The following is an 18,485-nucleotide window of genomic DNA, read 5'->3' as shown; positions in this document are numbered from 1 at the left end:
CATGCACACCCCGCAACCGCCCCGCCGCAGGCGCAGCCAGCAAGGGGGTTGAAGTCCAACACGGGCCATCGCTGCGCTCGGCCCCCATGGGCGCAGGCGCTTTGCGCCGCGCACGCCAGGCCGAGCGCAGCGATGGCCCGTGGGGCTGTTGGGCTGCTGGGCTCCCCACCCCTTCTGTATGCGCCTGGGGCGCGCAGGAGGCGGGGTGGCGCGGGTGTACCGCAGGACACAACCGCGCTTCGTCAACTGACTTGCCGCGTTTGTCCGAACGGAGCTGCGTAGCAGCGCAGTGAGTTACGCGGCGCACCCCGCATCCGAGCACTCCAGGTTGCCCGGAGCGCAGCGCAGGGACGCAGACAGTAGGGTCGCCTTTTCTTTGGTGACTTTCTTTTGGCGAAGCAAAAGAAAGTTACTGCGCCGCCGGGCGCACACCCCGGCTCCCGCCCTCCGCAAAAGCACAAAAATAACTATCGAAATAATAGCTACCAGCGCTCACCCCATAAGCGAAAAAACCCAAAAAGCACTCAATATTTCAACCGCGCGTAATACGTTTTCTGCGCCGCCTCGCGCGCCTGGCGCAGGGTGTGGATGCCCTGCTCCTGCAACAGCGGAATCAGCCGCAGCCAGATCTCGGCCGTCACCAGCGCATCGCCCAGTGCGGTGTGCCGGCCAAGCACGGTGATGTTGAAGCGCTCGGCAATGGCTTCGAGCCGGTGTGACTCCTGGTGCGGGTGCACCACCGCCGACAGCAGCAAGGTGTCCAGTACCGGCTGATGGAAGGCGATGCCCGTGGCCGCTTCCTGCAGCTGCAGGAAGCGCATGTCGAACGCCGCGTTGTGCGCCACCAGCACCGTGTCCTGCGCGTAGGCATGGAACACGGGCAGCACGTCGGCAATGCGGGGTTTGCCCGCCACCATGTCCTGCGAAATGCCGTGGATCGGGATCGATGCCTGCGGGATGGGCCGGCCAGGGTCCACCAGCTGTTCGAAGGTTTCCTGGCGCAGCAGCTTGCCGTTGACGATGCGGGCAGCCCCCAGCTGGATGATGGCGTCGCCTCCGGCGGGGTTCAGCCCCGTGGTCTCCGTGTCGAACACGGTGTAGGCCAGTTCGGCCAGCGGCCGGTCGTCGAGCGCGCTGCCCTGCTCGTCCATCTGGAACAGGTCAAAGTCGTAGTACTCGGGGCGGCTGTAGCCGCTGCTGTCGCCCACGGCGATCTCCACCGGGCCCTGCACGCTGGCCAGTGGCAGCAAAAAGCGGAAGAACGCCTGGTGGCGCACGCGATCGCGTTCAAACCACATCTCGCCGCCGTGGCGTTCGACCACATCGCGCACCGAAAGGGGCGTGCGCTCGGCCCCGAAGCGCATGCCATCCATTTCCCAGCTCATCACGGTTTCGTTGCTCATGGCCTGGCCGGCCCAGACCAGGTCGAGCTGGGCATGGGCGCCCACGGGCTGCAGGCGCAGTTGCAGGAAGCGCACCTCGAATTCGTCCACCAGCCGGTGGGCCAGATAGCTCAGCGCCTGCAGCAGGGTGTAGCTGTCCACCTTGAGCCACAGCGTGGCGTCCACCTCGTCCAGGGTGACGGGGCGCTCGCACACGGACGTGATCTGCCTCTGCGCAGCGTTGGCCAGATCTGCGCCCAGCATGTTTTCGAGCGGCCAGCGGGTTTTGAGCCGCTGGGTGGCACGCTGCGCCAGGTCGTTGACGCGCCGCCCCATGGCACCCACCTCGTCGCGCACCACGGCGAGGAATTTTTCGCGCATGGCGGGTTCCAGGTCGGCGTAGCCCAGCATGTCCACGGCCGCCTGGATGTTGGCCAGCGATGCGCGGCTGCCTTCGGTCAGTCCATGCAGCAGCTGGTCCCGCTCGGACTCTTCCTCCACGCTCTGGGTGACGTTTTCAAGCATCAGCACAAAGCCGCTGATTTGCACCCCTGCCGCAGCGTCAGCCCCGGGGGCGTCCGCAGCGTCCTGGGCCATGCGCACAGGCGCCACCTGCACGCGCAGCAGCTGCCCGCCTTGCGCCGTGGTCACAAACTGGGCCGACGGGCTGGCCGCCCCGCGGGCCATGGCCTGGTGGATGCGTTCCAGCGCATGGGCAAACACCTGCCGGTCGAACACGGCATACACCGAGCGCCCGATGCCGATCAGCTCGGCCCCTGCGGCTGCGGGGCCGCTGTGCCCCTGGGTGAGCGCGCGAAACAGCTGGCGCGCGCGCTGGTTGTACAGCAGGATGCGGCCGTCGCGGTTGCACACCACCACGCTCTGGTTCAGCTCGGCCATCAGCGCGGCCAGGCGGTTTTTCTCCTGCTGCACGTTGTGGCTGGCACGGGCCACCTGCGCGTCCATGTCCGCGCGCAGGCCGTCGCGCTGCGCGGCCAGTTCGTTCACGGCAGCGGCGAGGTTCTGCATTTCTGTGGTGCCGCGGGGCTTGAGCCGCTGCGGTGTGGCGGCCGTCAGCACGACCCGTGTCTCTTCCAGCAACCGGGCGGGTGCGCCCACGTAACGCCGGTACAGCATGTGCAGCGCACCGCCCACCACGGCCAGGCCTGCCAGCCATCCCAGCGCCACCAGGGCCATGCGCGGGGCCAGTACATCGCCCACCGCGTCGCGTTCGCCGGGCTCCAGGGTGGACCACACCACAATGCCCATCAGCAACAGCCAGGCTGCCATGACCAGCCCGGCAAGGGCCACCGCCAGCAGCAGGCGCGGGTCGACCTTTTTCATGCCGCGCCTTCGGAGGGGCGCCCCAGCAGGTCGGCCACTTTTTGCACCAGCTCGCGGGTGGAGAAGGGTTTGGTCATGTAGGCATTGGCGCCCAGCGCCAGGCCCTTGGCGACATCCGTTTCCCGGCCTTTGGCGGTGAGCATGAGGATCTTGGTCGCCTGCAGTGCGGTGTCGGCGCGCACCGCCTGGCACACCTCGAAGCCCGTCTTGTGCGGCATCATCACGTCCAGCAGCACCAGGTCGGGGCGTTCACGGGCAATGCTCTCCAGGGCCTCATTGCCGTCACGGGCAATCACTACAGCGTAGCCTTCGCGCTGCAGCAGGTATTCGAGCGAGATCACGATGTTGGGCTCGTCGTCGGCGATCAGGATCTTGGCGGTCATGGCAGTGCAGGGGTGTTGTCAGAGTGGGGGCGCAGCGGCAGCCAGAAGCGAAAGCATGCGCCGGTTGCAGGGGGCGGCGGCGGTGGCTCCAGCCACAGGCGCCCGCCGAAATGTTCAACGATGTGGCGGCTGATGGGCAGGCCCAGGCCTGTGCCCTGGGGGCGTTGCCCGGCGTCGCTGGCCTGGTGAAAGCGGTCGAACACCAGCTGCGCCTGGGCCGGGTCCACGCCCGGCCCGTTGTCCTGCACCGAGACGGTGATGCCGTCGTTGTCAGACTGTACGTCCACCACCACCTGGCCGCCGGTCTGCGGCACGAACTTGGCGGCGTTGGACAGCAGGTTGAGCAGCACCTGCATCAGCCGGTCGGGGTCGGCCTGCAGCACGGGCAGGCTGGCGGGCATGCGCACAGACACCTTGGCTGCGCGTTCGCGGAACACCTCGGCGGTGGTCGCCACGGCCTGTTCGACCAGTGCGCGCAGGTCGACAGCCGCCACGTGCCAGTCGGCATGGCCGGCTTCGATCTTGGCCATGTCCAGCACCTGGTTCACAAGGCGCGTCAGGCGCTCGGTCTCGGCCACGATGATGCCGATGAACTGCTGGCGCTGGGCTGCAGGCATGTCCGCGTTGTCCCGCATCAGCTCGGCCAGCGCGCGGATGGAGGTAAGGGGTGTGCGCAGCTCGTGCGTGACCGACGACATGAAGTCGTCCTTCAGGCGGTCCAGGCTTTGCAGCTGGTTGTTGGCCTCGCGCAGTTCGGCGGTGGCCTGCTCCAGTGACCGCGACTTGTCTTCCAGCGCCCGCGAATACGCGCGTATCTGCGAGGTTTCATCGAGGATGCGCAGCACATCGTCGGGGCTGAGGGTTTCTTCGTCGGCCACCGACGCCACCAGCACCCGGGCCGATGCACTGCCCACGGCCCCGGCCAGCTGCGTTTCCACAAACTGAACAAATCGTGCGTCGGGCCGGATGGCGTCGGCCTGCCGCAACCCCATTTGCCGGGCGTACTGGGCAAACAGCGCCTCTGCCTTGGCCGCGCCCAGAAAGCGTTCGCACAGCTGCAGCAGGTCGGCCGTGCGGGCCCGCCCGCGCCAGAACACCGGGCTGGAGATCGCCGTGCGCTCGAAAACATCCACAAACAGCAGCGCCTGGCTGGCTTCGCGGCCCGACGGCGCGCGCCACAGCGAGACCCCCACGTAGGCAACGATGTTGGCCAACAGGCTCCAGAACAGCGAATGGGTCAGCCCATCAAAACCGCTGAGCCCCAGCAACTGCTCGGGCCGCAGCCAGCCGATGCCCCAGGGCCCGTGGGCCAGAAAGCCCGCATCGAGCCAGCCCGACTTGGCAATGGAGGGCAGCATGAGCGTGTAGGCCCACATGGCAAAGCCGAGCAACAGGCCCGCCAGCGCGCCGCGCCGGGTGCCGCCCTTCCAGTACATGCCGCCCAGCATCACCGGGGCAAACTGGGCCACTGCGGCAAAGCTGATGAGCCCGATGCTGACCAGGGCATACGCTTCCCCCGCAAGGTGAAAGTACACATAGCCCAGCACCAGCACGCCCAGAATGGCGGCGCGGCGAATGCCCAGCAGCAGGCGCGACAGATCCTGCCCCGCACCGCTGCGCAGATGCCGCCAGCGCAGCAGCAGGGGAAGCACCAGTTCGTTGCTCACCATGGTGGACACCGCAATGGTCTCCACAATCACCATGCCCGTGGCGGCCGACAGCCCGCCAATGAACACAAACAGCGCCAGCGCATTCTGGCCTGCTGCCAGGGGCAGCGACAACACAAAGTTCTCGGCGTTCATGGCCGCGCCACCGCCAAAGTACAGCAGCCCCCCCAGCGCAATGGGCAGCACCAGCAGGTTGATGAGCAGCAGGTACAGCGGAAACACCCACACCGCGCGGCGCAGGTGCGACTCGCGCACGTTCTCCACCACCATCACCTGGAACTGCCGGGGCAGAAAAACCACCGAAAGCATCGACAGCAGCGTGAGTGCAAACCACTGTGCCCAGGCAAATTGCCCCCCCTGTTCCAGCCGCAGCAACTGCTGCAGTGCGGGCACGGCCTGCGCCCTGGCAAACAGGTCCGGCAGGCCGTCGAACAGGCTGTAGACCACAAACAGGCCCACCGACAGGAACGCCACCAGCTTGACCACCGACTCGAACGCAATGGCAGCCACCATGCCCTCGTGCCGCTCGGTGGTATCGAGGTGCCGGGCGCCAAACACCATGGTGAATCCGGCCAGCACCAGCGCCACGTAGAACGCGCTGTCCTGGCTCCAGTGCACGGGCGCGTGCGCCACATCTCCGGCCTGTGCGGTCAGCAGTGCATAGCCTGCCGATACGGCCTTGAGTTGCAGCGCGATGTACGGAACGATGCCCACCACCGCAATCAGCGTCACCAGCCCCGCCAGCAGCGGGCTTTTGCCATAGCGGCTGGCAATGAAGTCGGCAATCGAGGTGATGCGGTAGGCCTTGGCGATGCGGATCATCTTGCGCACCACCAGCCAGCCCAGCACCATGGCCAGCGTGGGCCCCAGGTAGATGGGCAGAAACCACACCCCGCCGGTTGCGGCACGCCCCACGCTGCCAAAGTAGGTCCAGGCCGTGCAGTACACCGCCAGCGACAGTGCATAGACCCAGGGGTTGGCAATCACCGAGCGGCCCTGCCGGCCGCGCCAGTCGGCCCAGTAGGCCACGGCGAACAGGATCAGCAGGTAACCCAGGGAGGCCGAGATGACCAGTGCAGGCGACAGCATGGTGGGTCAGGCCTGTGGGGGCAAGGGCCCCCAGGGGGCTGCGCAGTGGCGGGGGGCGTCTGAGCGGGCACCGAAGACGCCGCAGGCGCGCTGGAGGGCGTGACATCGTCATCCCGTACCGAGGGCCGGTCTACCAGCCAGGCCAGCGCAACAATCAGCGCCAGCCACAGCAGAAACAGCGCGGCGGGGAACGCGGGTACGCCCCATACCGTGGCATCACGGTCCCACAGCCCCAGCAGGGGGAAATTGAACAACACCCAGCCGCCGGCAAACAGCGCAACCAGGCGTTGGGAGCCGAGTCCTTTGTGCACAGCGGTCTCCTGGCGAGAGGTCTCCACGCCTCTCTGCCCTGCATTGTGCGCTTGGCACTTACCTCGGTCTTACTTATTGACTGGCGCAGTCAGGCTTTGGGTTCGGGCTTGGCCCGGGGCACGCTGGCATGGGCCTGGCGAGACAGTGCAAAGCTGAGGAAGAACTTGCACCAGATGGTGCTGCCTGCGATGGCTGTCCAGGTGTTGTAGTCGAGCTGGCCCAGCGCCACGCTGACGATGACCACCGTGGCCACAGTGCCTGCGATCAGGTTGATGATCATTTCGAACGGCGCAAACTTTTCGGGGTTCGGCGGCGGCAGGCCGCGCTTCAAGGCCACCTCGGAAAAATCGCGCTTGACCACAATGCGCCAGGCGCGGCGGAACCAGAAAAACGCCATCGGGAACAGCGCCAGATACAGAATCCACGTCAAAGCGACGCTGACATCGAAAACCATGCAAGGCTCCCCTCGTGGGCGGTGCGCGTGGCGCAGCACCGACCCCATCATTCAGTAAAAAGGCCCTGCCAGCGCAGCCGGCAGGGCCTCCATTGTCACCGTGCTGCGTTGCAGCGAACAGTGGGTTTATACGGTGACAGGGCTTGTACCTGGCACCTTACTCATCAGTGTGCACCATCCACCAGCTTGGAGCCGCGTGGAACACGCACTGCTTCCACCATGGCCTGGATGTGCGCTGGCGGCTCCTTGGTGACCTTGTCCACCAGGAAGGCAACCAGGAAGTTCACCATGGCACCGACTGCACCGATGGCTTCTGGCGTGATACCGAAGAAGCTGTTGGCGCCGCCGATCAGGCCCAGGTATTCCGTGCCCTTGATGAAGAAGATGCCCTTGTGTGCGAACACATAGAACAGCGTGAAGAACAGGCCTGCCAGCATGCCGGCCATGGCGCCTTCCTTGTTCATCTTCTTGCTGAAAATACCCATCATGATGGCGGGGAACAGCGAGCTGGCGGCAATACCGAAGGCCAGCGCCACCGTACCGGCCGCGAAGCCCGGCGGGTTCAGCCCCAGATAGCCCGCCACCACGATCGCCACGGCCATGGACACCTTGCCCGCCAGCAGCTCGTTCTTCTCGCTGATGTTGGGGTTGAACACGCCCTTGACCAGGTCATGCGACACAGCCGACGAAATGGCCATCAGCAGACCGGCCGCTGTGGACAGCGCCGCAGCCAGACCTCCCGCCGCCACCAGCGCGATCACCCAGTTGGGCAGCAGCGCGATTTCGGGATTGGCCATCACGATGATGTCCACGTTCACGTCCAGTTCGCTACCCTTCCAGCCGGCAGCCTCTGCCTTGGCCTTGGCGTCGGCATTGGTGGTCTTGTCGTTGTAGTACTGGATGCGGCCGTCGCCGTTCTTGTCGGTCCACTTCAGCAGGCCCGTCTTTTCCCAGCGCTTCATCCAGTCGGGACGCTGTTCGTTCACCAGGCTGGCTTCAGGCGCATACAGATCGCCACCCGTCTTGACCGCGGAATTCACCGTGGAGTGCAGGTTCAGCTTGGCCATGGCCGCCACGGCAGGTGCCGTGGTGTACAGGATGGCGATGAACACCAGTGCCCAGCCCGCCGAGCTGCGGGCATCCTTCACCGAGGGCACGGTAAAGAATCGCATGATGACGTGGGGCAGACCGGCGGTACCGATCATCAGCGACAGCGTGTACATGAACATGTTCAGCGTGCTGCCCGGCAGTTGCGTGGTGTACTTGCCAAAGCCCAGCTCGGTGATCACCTGGTCCAGCTTGGCGAGCAGGGACATGTCGGTGCCCACGTAGGTACCACCCAGGCCCAGTTGAGGTAGCGGGTTGCCCGTGAGCTGCAGCGAGATGAACACGGCAGGCACGGTGTAAGCCAGGATCAGCACGATGTACTGCGCCACCTGGGTGTAGGTGATGCCCTTCATGCCGCCAAACACGGCGTAGGCAAACACGATGGCCATGCCCACATAGATGCCCGTGTCACTGGACACACCGAGGAAGCGCGAGAACGCAATGCCCACACCGGTCATCTGACCAATGATGTAGGTGATCGATGCGACCAGCAGGCAGATCACGGCGATGGTGCTTGCGCTCTTGGAGTAGAAGCGGTCACCAATGAACTGGGGCACCGTGAACTTGCCGAACTTGCGCAGGTAGGGTGCCAGCAGCATGGCCAGCAGCACATACCCGCCTGTCCAGCCCATGAGGAACAGCGCACCGCCGTAGCCCATGGTGGAGATCAGGCCGGCCATGGAGATGAACGAGGCAGCGCTCATCCAGTCGGCCGCGGTGGCCATGCCGTTGGTAATGGGGTGGACGCTGCCGCCCGCCGCGTAGAACTCGCTGGTGGAACCCGCGCGGGCCCACACAGCAATGCCGATGTAGAGCGCAAAGCTCAGACCGACAAAGACGTAGATGGTGGTTTGAAGATCCATGATGTCAGCCCTCAGTCTTCATGCACGTCGAACTGACGGTCGATGTCGCCCATCTTCTTGGCGTAATAAAAAATCAGCGCAATGAAGATGTAGATGGAGCCCTGCTGGGCGAACCAGAACCCGAGCGGATAACCGCCGAGACTGATCTTGTTGAACAAGTCAACGAACAGGATCCCCGCGCCGAACGACACTAAAAACCAGATGATCAGAATCTTGGTGAGTAGCGCGAGCGTGGCTTTCCAGTAGGCATGACTGCTGGTGTCTTGCTTCATGAAGTCCCCTCATGTTTGAGAACAGAAACGCAGCGAAGAATCCCCGCTGCCCCTGCACATTCCGCGGGCAGGCCACGGGATTGCGAGGGTGACTGTGGCGACGCTTCCTTACAGCGAACTGATGAAATTGACGAAGCTGACGCGAGTTTTACGACTCAAGGGAAAACACTGAGGGGATGCGTTGTGTCGTGCCGTTGTCATCTCGGGGTGTTGGTGAAAACACCATTGGCACGCGGCCGTTGCCCATCAAAACTCCAGCAGTCACATGGCGTTACAGACACGCTGGGGTCGGCTGGCTTCAGGGAAAACACCAAGCCCCTGGTCGATCAAACCCATCGCTCCGTGCCATCACCTGATGCAGCATTGCAGTTCAGTTTTCTGATGCGTTGTCTCACACACATCACCACCTCGATCCTCATCACACCATGGCCGACGAATTGACCTACCTGCTCACACCATTCGCCAAGACCCCGCAGGGAATGCTGGAGGTTCAAACCCGGTCGCTGGGCTTGAGCGTGTTGGCCCGGCGCGTGCTGATTCTGGTGGATGGCCACAGGACAGGCAAAGACCTCGGGGCCTTTGTCGCGGGGAGCGACATCCTGAACCTGCTGGAGGAATTGCTCTCCCGTGAATGCATTGCCCCGGTGTCTGCCGCTGCAGCCCCGCCTGCGGCCGCACCCGCACAACCCGCTGTGGCCAACGCGGAGCTGGCCGACCTGCCGCCGGCGCAAACCAGGTCCGCCAAGGATGTGGAGATGGCCCGCAACTTCATGACCAACACGGTCAACACCATCTTCGGGCACCACAACCGCATTTCGCTGATCGAGGCGATCCACGCCTGCCAGACCAGCGAAGATCTGCGCCGTGTGTATGTATCGTGGGCGCAGGCCATGGAAGGCAACGCCGCAGGCAAGAAGCGGCTTCCCGAGCTGCGCGAAAAGCTGTTCGCCGTGCTGTAGTTGCTGAAGTCGGGGGCCGTACCCCGCTGCGCGGTTATCGCCGGAACCGGCCGTCCGGGCCAATGATGGCAAGGTCGGAGAACGTGAGGCCACTGTGGTCCGTGGCGCTGTAGTTCAGCTCCATCCCGCCCAGATCCCAGTTCTTGATGCTTTCCAGCCCGGCATGCAGCTTGGCCCGATCGGGCTTGGCGCCCGCGCGTCTGAGGCCTTCGACCAACACCTTGGCGCTCACGAAGCCTTCCACCATGGCAGGTGTGAGTTCACCCGCATTCCGGGCGCGAGCCAGATCCATGGCCTCTTTGATGACGGCGTGGTTCAGCGATCTCTCTGACGGGAAAACCTGTGTCACCACCACCCCACGGGCCTGATCGCCCAGTGCCTTCACGAACCCGCCCGAGGCGTTGTTGGACAGCGTGACGATCTGCCCGGTGACACCGGCGCCGCGCAGCGCCTTGATGCCGTCCACCACCGCGGCGCCGGTGCCGATGAAGATGACGGCCTGCGGTTCCTTGGTGGCCACCCGCGGAGCGATGGCGCTGAAGTCGGGTTTGGCCCGGTCAAACTTTTCGACAAACAGCGCCTCCAGGCTGTTCGCCTTGAAGCCCAGCTGTGCGCCCGCCAGGCCGTCGGCGCCAAAGGTGTCGTCCACATGCACGACGCCAATGCGTTTGACGCCCAGGGTGTTGAGGTGCGTGATGGCTTTCTCCACCTCGCGCTGGTACGGCGCACGCACGTTGAAGATGTATTTGTGCACCGGCTTGTGCAGTGCAATGGCGCCGGTGGAAGGGCCTACGAGGGGCACGCCATGCTGGTCCAGCAGCGGCATGATGCCCTGGGTGTGCGGGGTGCCGCGCGTCATGAAGAGGCCGACGACCCCTTTTTCCTCGATCAGGATGCGGGTGTTGTCGAGGGTGAGTTTGGGGTCGAACTTGTCGTCGAGGGACACAATTTCCACCTTCTGGCCGCCCACCCCTCCGCGTGCGTTGATGTGATCGATGTAGAGCGCAGCGCCCTTCATGGATTCGGCCACGGTGGCTGCTGCCGAGCCCGTGATGCCCACTGTCTGGCCGATGAGGATTTGCGCATGCGCCCAGCTGAGGGTACTGAAGGCTGCCAGGGCTGCGGCTCGTCGGAGCCAGGGTGTGAATCTCATGCGTGTGCCTTGATGCTAGAAGTGTGGAGGCGCAAATATAGTGAAGATATGTGACGGGGAATCCGTAAAAACGCGTAGACCCGGCTAAGCCGGGTCTACGAATTTGGTGGAAGGGCGAGCAACCCCGCCCGGGGTGGTGCGGGGCTTAGCGGCGGAACTTGCCGTCGGTGCCAATGATGGACAGGTCGGCGAAGTCCAGGCCGGTGTGGTCGTCAGCGGCGTAGGACACCTCCAGTCCACCGAGGTCGAACTTGCGGATGCTTTCCAGTGCGGCATGGATTTTGTCGCGGCTGGGCTTGGGGCCTGCGCGCTTGAGCCCCTCGACCAGCACCTTTGCTGCGGCGAAACCTTCGAGCATGGCGGGGGTGATTTCGGAAAGGCCCTTGGCTTTCGCCAGCTCCTGCGCCTCTTTCACCATGGCATAGGTCACCGCGCGCTCGTTGGGATACACCTGGGTCACGATCACGCCGCGCGCGTTGGGCCCCAGGCTCTTGATGAACCCGCCCGACGCATTGTTGGACAGCGTCACGATCTGTGCCCCAGACCCCGCTGCACGCAGGGCCGCCCCCGCGTCCACCACCGCCGATCCGGAGGCCACCATCAGCACGGCCTGGGCATCCGCCTTGGCGATCTTGGCGACGATGGGGGCGAAATCGGGCTTGGCCCGGTCAAACTTCTCCAGCACGACGGGAGTGAGCTTGGCTGCTGCCAGCCCCTTTTGCGCGCCCGCCACGCCGTCGGCGCCAAAGCTGTCATCCGCATACATCAGCGCGATGCGGGTGATGCCCATCGATGCCAGGTGGGTCATGGCCTTTTCGGCTTCGCGCTGGTAAGTGGCGCGCACGTTGAAGATGTATTTGCGCACCGGCTGGTGGAGCACCATGGCCCCCGTGGACGGCCCTACCAGTGCCACGCCGTGCTTTTCAAGCAGCGGAATGATGGCCTCGGTGTGGGGGGTGCCGCGCGTGAGGAACATGGCGGCAACGTTCTGCTCCTCGATCAGCTGGCGCGCGTTCTCGGCAGCGAGTTTGGGGTCGAACTTGTCGTCCAGCGACGTCAGTTCGATCTTCTGGCCATTCACGCCGCCCTTGGCGTTGACGGCGTCGATGTACAGCAGCGCGCCGTCGGTAGTCTCCTTCACGCCCGCAGCCACCTGCCCGGAAAACCCGGCTGTCTGGCCGACCAGAATCTGCGCCTGCGCCATTGAAAGCGCCGAGATCCAGAGTGCGATGCCTACCCCTGCTTTTTGCCACTGCTTCACGGCCGTCTCCTCTCTTGTAGAAAATGCAGTCTAAAACCATGCGCTGTAAGCATGTGTAACCTCTGCCCCGGGGTGGACGCAGGCCCGCGTCTGCAGCATCTGGCTGCGCCTCAGCGCAACCGGGAGGGGTAATGGCCCGACGCGGCGCAGACCGACCCCTGCATCCCTAGAATATTCGGCCTCACACCTGAAAGACCGCCTTCATGACCCAGGGACTGATCCGTATCCGCGGCGCACGCCAGCACAACCTCAAGAACCTGGATCTGGACATCCGCACCGGCGAACTCACGGTGGTCACGGGGCCCAGCGGCTCGGGCAAGTCCAGCCTGGTGTTTGACACGCTCTATGCCGAGGGCCAGCGCCGCTATGTGGAGACCTTTAGCGCCTATGCGCGCCAGTTCCTCGACCGCATGGACAAGCCCGCCGTGGACAAGGTCGAGGGCGTGCCGCCCGCCATTGCCATCGACCAGACCAATCCCGTCCGCTCCAGCCGCTCCACCGTGGGCACGATGACGGAGCTGAACGACCACCTGAAGCTGCTGTTCGCCCGCGCGGGCCAGTTGTTTGACAAGCAGACGGCGCAGTCGGTGCGCCATGACTCGCCGGAAACCATCTACGCCGAGCTGGCCGCGCGTTGCGCTGCCGCGAGTGATCCACGCATCGTGCTGACCTTCCCGGTCGAACTCCCCGCCAATACATCGGCCGAGCAGGTCGAGCAATGGCTGTCCGCCAGTGGCTTCACCAAAGTGCAGGCCGAGCGCGAGGTGGCCACGCCCACCGGCCCGCGCAAGGTGCTGGATGTAGTGGCAGACCGCTTCCGCCTGGGCAATGCCGAAAAAGCGCGGGTCATTGAGGCGATTGAAGTGGCGCTGAAACGTGGCACGGGTCGTTTGAACGTCTATGTCATCCCCCAGCCCGTTCAGCCTGAGCCTGTCGAAGGCCGGGAAAGCGTTTCGACAGGCTCAACGCGAACGGAGTCAGTCACGGTAGCGCCAGAACTCTGGCGCTTCTCCACCGGCCTGCACTGCCCCGATAGCGACCTGCGCTACAGCGACCCCATCCCCTCGGCCTTCTCGTTCAACTCCGCCGTGGGCGCATGCGACAGCTGCCGGGGCTTTGGCCGCGTGATCGGCGTGGACTACGGCCTGGTCATCCCCAACGACAAGCTCACCCTGCGCGCCGGTGCCATCAAGACCATCCAGACGCCTGCATGGAAGGAAGCGCAGGACGACCTCATGCGCCACGCAGAGGCGGCAGGCATCCCGCGCGACACGCCCTGGAACAAGCTCACGGACGATCAGAAGAAATGGGTGATCGGCGGCGCCCCCGGCTACAAGGACGGGCAATGGAGCAAGCAGTGGTACGGCATCAAGCGCTTTTTTGAGTACCTCGAAAGCAAGGCCTACAAGATGCACATCCGCGTGCTCTTGTCCAAGTACCGCAGCTACACGCCATGCCCCACCTGCGCGGGTGCGCGGCTTAAGACCGAAAGCCTGCTCTGGCGCATTGGCCGCAAGGAGGATGCTGACGCGGTGCTGGAGCCCGGCAAACGCTTCATGCCCGAGGCTGTGCAATGGTCGCGCGAGCAGCTGGAGGCGCTGCCCGGCCTGTGCCTGCACGATCTGATGCTGCTGCCCATTGACCGACTGCGCCAGTTCTTTGACCGCATGCAGCTACCGGTGGGCGACGACGCCAAGGGCGGCGATGCGCAAGCGCTCAAGCTGCTGCACGAAGAAATCACCACGCGCCTTCGCTACCTGTGCGACGTGGGCATCGGCTACCTCACCCTAGACCGGCAAAGCCGTACGCTCAGCGGTGGCGAGGTGCAGCGCATCAACCTCACCACCGCGCTGGGCACCAGCCTGGTCAACACGCTGTTCGTGCTCGACGAGCCCAGCATCGGCCTGCACCCACGCGACATGCACCGCATCACCGAGGCCATGCTGCGCCTGCGCGACGCGGGCAACACGCTGGTGGTGGTGGAGCACGACCCGGCCGTGATGCTGGCGGCTGACCGCATGATCGACATGGGCCCCGGCCCCGGCCGCCTGGGCGGGCAGATCGTGTTTGACGGCACCACGGCCGATTTGCGCAACGCCGACACGCTGACCGGCGCCTACCTGGGTGGGCGCAAGCACGTGGGTTTTGGGTTCAAGCGCATGGTGACGGAATCGACGCCTCGCCTCATTCTGGAGGGCGCACGCGAGCACAACCTGCAGAACGTGTCGGTGGAGTTCCCGCTGCAGCGCCTGGTCACCGTGACCGGTGTCAGTGGCTCGGGCAAGTCGAGCCTGATCCAGGACGTACTGGCCCCCGCACTGCTGCGCCACTTTGGCAAGGCCACCGACACGCCGGGCGCGCACGACCGCATGCTGGGCGCCGACCATCTGTCGGATGTTGTGTTTGTCGATCAATCCCCCATCGGAAAAACCGCCCGATCCAACCCCGTGAGCTACGTGGGCGCGTGGGACAGCATCCGCGAACTGTTTGCCGTGGCGCCGCTGTCGAAGCAGCGCAGCTACACGGCCAGCAAGTTCAGCTTCAACAGCGGCGATGGGCGCTGCCCGACCTGTGGCGGCTCGGGCTTTGAGCATGTGGAGATGCAGTTCCTGTCAGACGTGTACTTGCGCTGCCCCGATTGCGACGGCAAGCGCTACCGGCCCGAGATCCTAGAGATCACCATCGAGCGCGGGGGGCGCACGATGAATGTGGCCGATGTGCTGGCTCTCACGGTGGCCGAGGCGGCCGACCTGTTTGCCAATGACCGTGATGTGATCCGCGCGCTGCAGCCCATCGTGGATGTGGGGCTCGAATATGTGGCGTTGGGCCAGCCCGTGCCGACCTTGTCAGGCGGTGAGGCGCAGCGCCTCAAGCTTGCAGGCTTTCTGGCCGAGGCCGCGCGCAGCGCATCCAAATCGCGCCAGTCCGTCGCCCGCAAGGGCACGCTCTTCCTGTTCGACGAGCCCACCACCGGCCTGCACTTTGACGACATTGCCAAGTTGATGCGCGCGCTGCGCAAGCTCATCGACGCAGGGCACTCGCTCATCGTCATCGAGCACAACCTGGACGTGATCCGCGCCAGCGACTGGCTCATCGACCTGGGCCCTGAAGGCGGCTACGCGGGCGGCCTCATCGTGGCGGAGGGCACGCCCGAGGACGTGCGCCAGCACGCCACCTCGCACACCGGGCAGGCGCTGCGCGACTACGAACTGGCCCTGGGCGTGGGCGGCCACTCGGTGCATGAAAAAGCTGCGGTGCTACGAAAAAGTGAGCTTGTTGCGCTTGATGGTAAAGCGCTAGAGGCCAAAAACGCCATACAAATCGTCAACGCCAAAGAGCACAATCTCAAGAACCTGAGCGTGGACATTCCGCGTGGCAAGTTCAATGTGGTCACTGGCGTCAGCGGCTCGGGCAAGTCCACGCTGGCGTTCGACATCCTGTTCAACGAAGGCCAGCGCCGCTATCTCGAATCGCTCAATGCCTACGCGCGGTCCATCGTGCAGCCCGCTGGTCGGCCCGAGGTGGATGCGGTGTACGGCATTCCGCCCACCGTGGCCATCGAGCAGCGCCTGTCGCGCGGCGGGCGCAAGTCCACCGTGGGCACCACCACCGAGGTGTGGCACTTTTTGCGTCTGCTGTACGTCAAGCTGGGCACGCAGCACTGCGTGAAGGACGGTGCCGCCGTGCAGCCGCAGACGCCCGAGAGCATCGCCGCGCAGCTGCTCACGCAGTTCCGTGGCCAGCACATCGGCCTGCTGGCGCCCCTGGTGATGAACCGCAAGGGCGTGTACACCGAGCTGGCCGACTGGGCGCGCCCGCGCGGCTTTACGCATCTGCGCGTGGATGGCAACTTCCTGCCCACTACCAACTTCCCGCGCATCGACCGCTTCAAGGAGCACACCATTGAGCTGCCTGTTGCCAGCCTGGATGTGTCGCCCGAGAACGAAGCCCAGCTCCGCAAGGCGCTGGCCGACGCGCTCACGCACGGCAAGGGCGTGGTGCATGTGCTGAGCAGCATCGACACGCTGGCTGCGGCCATGGAGGGCGGCTTGCCCACGGCCGGTATTGGCCATCTGCAAGCCTTTTCGACCAAGCGCGCCTGCCCGGTGTGCGCCACCAGCTATGCCGAGCTGGACCCGCGCCTCTTTTCATACAACAGCAAACACGGCTGGTGCCCCGACTGCGTGGGCACGGGCGTCAAGCTCACCAAGGACCAGCGCAAGGTGTTTGACGACTCGGTGCAGGACGACAAGGAAAAAGGCCGCGAGCAGACCTTTGCCGAGCCCGAGGTGGAAGATTTGCAGGACACCGCTTGCCCCACATGCCACGGCACGCGTCTGAACGCCACGGCCCGCGCTGTGAAGTTTGCTGGCGTGGGCATCACCGAAATCGCCGCGCTGTCGGTGACGGATGTACGCCGCTGGATCGAGACCCTGCGCATTGAGGGCGGCATGACCCAGCGCGAAGGCGACATCGCCCGCGACTTGGTGCCCGAGATCCAGAGCCGCCTCGAATTCCTCGAAGAAGTGGGCCTGGGCTACCTCACGCTCGACCGGGGCGCGCCCACGCTCAGCGGTGGCGAGGCGCAGCGCATTCGCCTGGCCGCGCAGCTGGGCAGCAACCTGCAGGGTGTGTGCTATGTGCTCGATGAGCCCACCATCGGCCTGCATGCGCGCGACAACCAGATCCTGCTCAACGCCCTGCACAAGCTGGGCGACAAGGGCAACACGCTGGTGGTGGTGGAGCACGACGAAGACACCATCCGCCGCGCCGACCACATCATCGACATTGGCCCCAGCGCGGGCAAACGCGGCGGGCGCCTGGTGGCGCAGGGCAGCGTGTCCGACATCACGGGCGCGGCAGATTCGCAAACCGGCCGCTACCTGCTGCACGCCATGAAGCACCCGCTGCAACTGCGCCGCAGCATGTCGGCCAGCGAAGTCAGTGCCGAGGCCACGGCCGCCTTTGCCCGGGCCGAAGCCGCAGCGCCCACCGGCCGGCAAAGCGCTGCCGTCAAGAAGCGCGCAGCCCAGGCTGCATCGCTGGCCGCAGACGCGCTGACCGAGGCCAAGGAACGTGCCGCCATGCGCTGGCTTACGGTGCATGGCGCGCAGTTGCACAACTTGCAGAACGTGACGGCCACCGTGCCACTGCACCGCCTGGTGGCCGTGACGGGCGTGAGCGGCTCGGGCAAGTCCACCTTGGCGCGCGATGTGCTGCTGGCTAACGTGCAGGCCTGGGTGCAACAGCGCAGTACCAAGGCCGGGCGCGATGCCATGGACGCTGGCAAGGCGCCGCCACTGGTCGGTTGCACGGGCCTGTCGGGCTTCGAGAGCATTGACCGCGTGCTCGAAGTGGACCAGACGCCGATTGGTAAAACGCCGCGTTCCTGCCCTGCCACCTACATCGGTTTCTGGGACACCATCCGCAAGCTGTTTGCCGAGACGCTGGAGGCCAAGGCACGCGGCTATGCCGCCGGGCGCTTTTCCTTCAACACCGGCGAGGGCCGCTGCCCCGGCTGCGAAGGCGCGGGCGTGCGCACCATCGAGATGAGCTTTCTGCCGGATGTGAAGGTGCCCTGCGAAACCTGCCACGGCGCGCGCTTCAACCCCGAAACCCTGGCCGTGACCTGGCGCGGCAAGAGCATTGGCGACGTACTGCAGATGGAGGTGGATGAGGCCGTGGGCTTCTTCGCCACCATGCCCAGCATTGCGCACCCGCTGCAGCTCTTGCAGGACGTGGGCCTGGGCTACCTCACGCTGGGCCAACCGTCGCCGACCTTGAGCGGTGGCGAGGCGCAGCGCATCAAGCTCGTCACCGAACTCACCAAGGTGCGCGACGAGGTGGGCCGCCGAGGGCAGAAGGCGCCGCACACACTGTATGTGCTGGACGAGCCCACCGTGGGCCTGCACATGGCCGATGTGGACAAGCTCATCCGCGTGCTGCACCGCCTGGTCGATGGCGGCCACAGCGTGATCGTGATCGAGCATGACCTCGACGTGATCGCTGAGGCTGACTGGATCCTGGACTTGGGCCCGGAAGGTGGCAACGCAGGCGGGCGTATCGTGGCGGCCGCGACGCCCGAGGACGTGGTGGCGGCAGGTACGCACACGGGCAAGGCGCTGGCGCCGGTGCTGGCGCGCTGAGTTGGATCGGGGGCGGGCGTATTGGCGCGCCACGCGCGTGAGTGCGCCGGGCGCTGTCCTACGCGCGGCGCGGAAATTGGAGCACGTGTGGCG

Annotated in this window: 11 protein-coding genes; 2 read left to right on the top strand and 9 right to left on the bottom strand. The window is 65.1% G+C overall.

The genetic code is table 11. The features are described 5' to 3' along the window. Positions 1 to 524: 524 nt before the first annotated feature. The 7 genes from KYG_RS23005 to KYG_RS22980 form a co-directional block, all read right to left on the bottom strand. Positions 525 to 2,726, bottom strand: a complete 2,202-nt coding sequence (locus KYG_RS23005) for an exonuclease domain-containing protein (RefSeq protein ID WP_008907343.1) — start codon at positions 2,724 to 2,726, stop codon at positions 525 to 527. After that, a complete protein-coding gene (locus KYG_RS23000; protein ID WP_008907342.1) occupies positions 2,723 to 3,109 on the bottom strand; it encodes a response regulator transcription factor in 387 nt (128 codons plus the stop codon). Before KYG_RS23000 ends, KYG_RS23005 begins: the two co-directional genes overlap by 4 nt. Then, a complete protein-coding gene (locus tag KYG_RS22995; protein WP_008907341.1) occupies positions 3,106 to 5,865 on the bottom strand; it encodes a sensor histidine kinase in 2,760 nt (919 codons plus the stop codon). The genes KYG_RS23000 and KYG_RS22995 overlap by 4 nt, the downstream gene beginning before the upstream one ends. Continuing rightward, positions 5,817 to 6,176: a hypothetical protein gene (locus KYG_RS25320; protein ID WP_237707317.1), complete on the bottom strand. Its 360-nt coding sequence runs from the start codon at positions 6,174 to 6,176 to the stop codon at positions 5,817 to 5,819. Before KYG_RS25320 ends, KYG_RS22995 begins: the two co-directional genes overlap by 49 nt. Positions 6,177 to 6,265: 89 nt before the next feature. After that, entirely contained in the window at positions 6,266 to 6,631 is a 366-nt protein-coding gene (locus tag KYG_RS22990) for a hypothetical protein (protein ID WP_008907339.1), read from the bottom strand. Positions 6,632 to 6,795: 164 nt separating this feature from the next. Further along, a complete protein-coding gene (locus KYG_RS22985) occupies positions 6,796 to 8,601 on the bottom strand; it encodes a sodium:solute symporter family protein (RefSeq protein WP_008907338.1) in 1,806 nt (601 codons plus the stop codon). A gap of 11 nt (positions 8,602 to 8,612) precedes the next feature. After that, on the bottom strand, positions 8,613 to 8,873 hold the full coding sequence (locus KYG_RS22980) for a DUF4212 domain-containing protein (protein ID WP_008907337.1): 261 nt from the start codon (positions 8,871 to 8,873) through the stop codon (positions 8,613 to 8,615). A gap of 425 nt (positions 8,874 to 9,298) precedes the next feature. Here KYG_RS22980 and KYG_RS22975 point away from each other — a divergent pair, with 425 nt between their 5' ends. Continuing rightward, the gene (locus KYG_RS22975; RefSeq protein WP_008907336.1) at positions 9,299 to 9,832 is read left to right on the top strand and encodes a hypothetical protein; all 534 of its coding nucleotides are present in this window, start codon (positions 9,299 to 9,301) and stop codon (positions 9,830 to 9,832) included. Between the two features lie 34 nt (positions 9,833 to 9,866). On the opposite strand, the gene KYG_RS22970 is transcribed toward KYG_RS22975, so the two are convergent. Together KYG_RS22970 and KYG_RS22965 are read right to left on the bottom strand one after the other, a co-directional pair. After that, positions 9,867 to 10,985 carry an ABC transporter substrate-binding protein gene (locus tag KYG_RS22970; RefSeq protein WP_008907335.1) on the bottom strand — a complete coding sequence of 373 codons (1,119 nt, stop codon included), beginning with the start codon at positions 10,983 to 10,985 and terminating at the stop codon, positions 9,867 to 9,869. A 145-nt stretch (positions 10,986 to 11,130) separates the two neighbouring features. Further along, positions 11,131 to 12,189: an ABC transporter substrate-binding protein gene (locus KYG_RS22965; RefSeq protein WP_237707318.1), complete on the bottom strand. Its 1,059-nt coding sequence runs from the start codon at positions 12,187 to 12,189 to the stop codon at positions 11,131 to 11,133. A gap of 260 nt (positions 12,190 to 12,449) precedes the next feature. On the opposite strand from KYG_RS22965, the gene uvrA reads away from it, so the two are divergent. Beyond that, entirely contained in the window at positions 12,450 to 18,392 is a 5,943-nt protein-coding gene (uvrA, locus tag KYG_RS22960; RefSeq protein WP_008907333.1) for an excinuclease ABC subunit UvrA, read from the top strand. Positions 18,393 to 18,485: the final 93 nt, after the last annotated feature.

Origin of the sequence: Acidovorax sp. NO-1, from assembly GCF_000238595.1 — a bacterium.
Lineage (GTDB): Bacteria > Pseudomonadota > Gammaproteobacteria > Burkholderiales > Burkholderiaceae_C > Acidovorax.
This window is presented reverse-complemented; position numbering and strand designations above follow the sequence as displayed.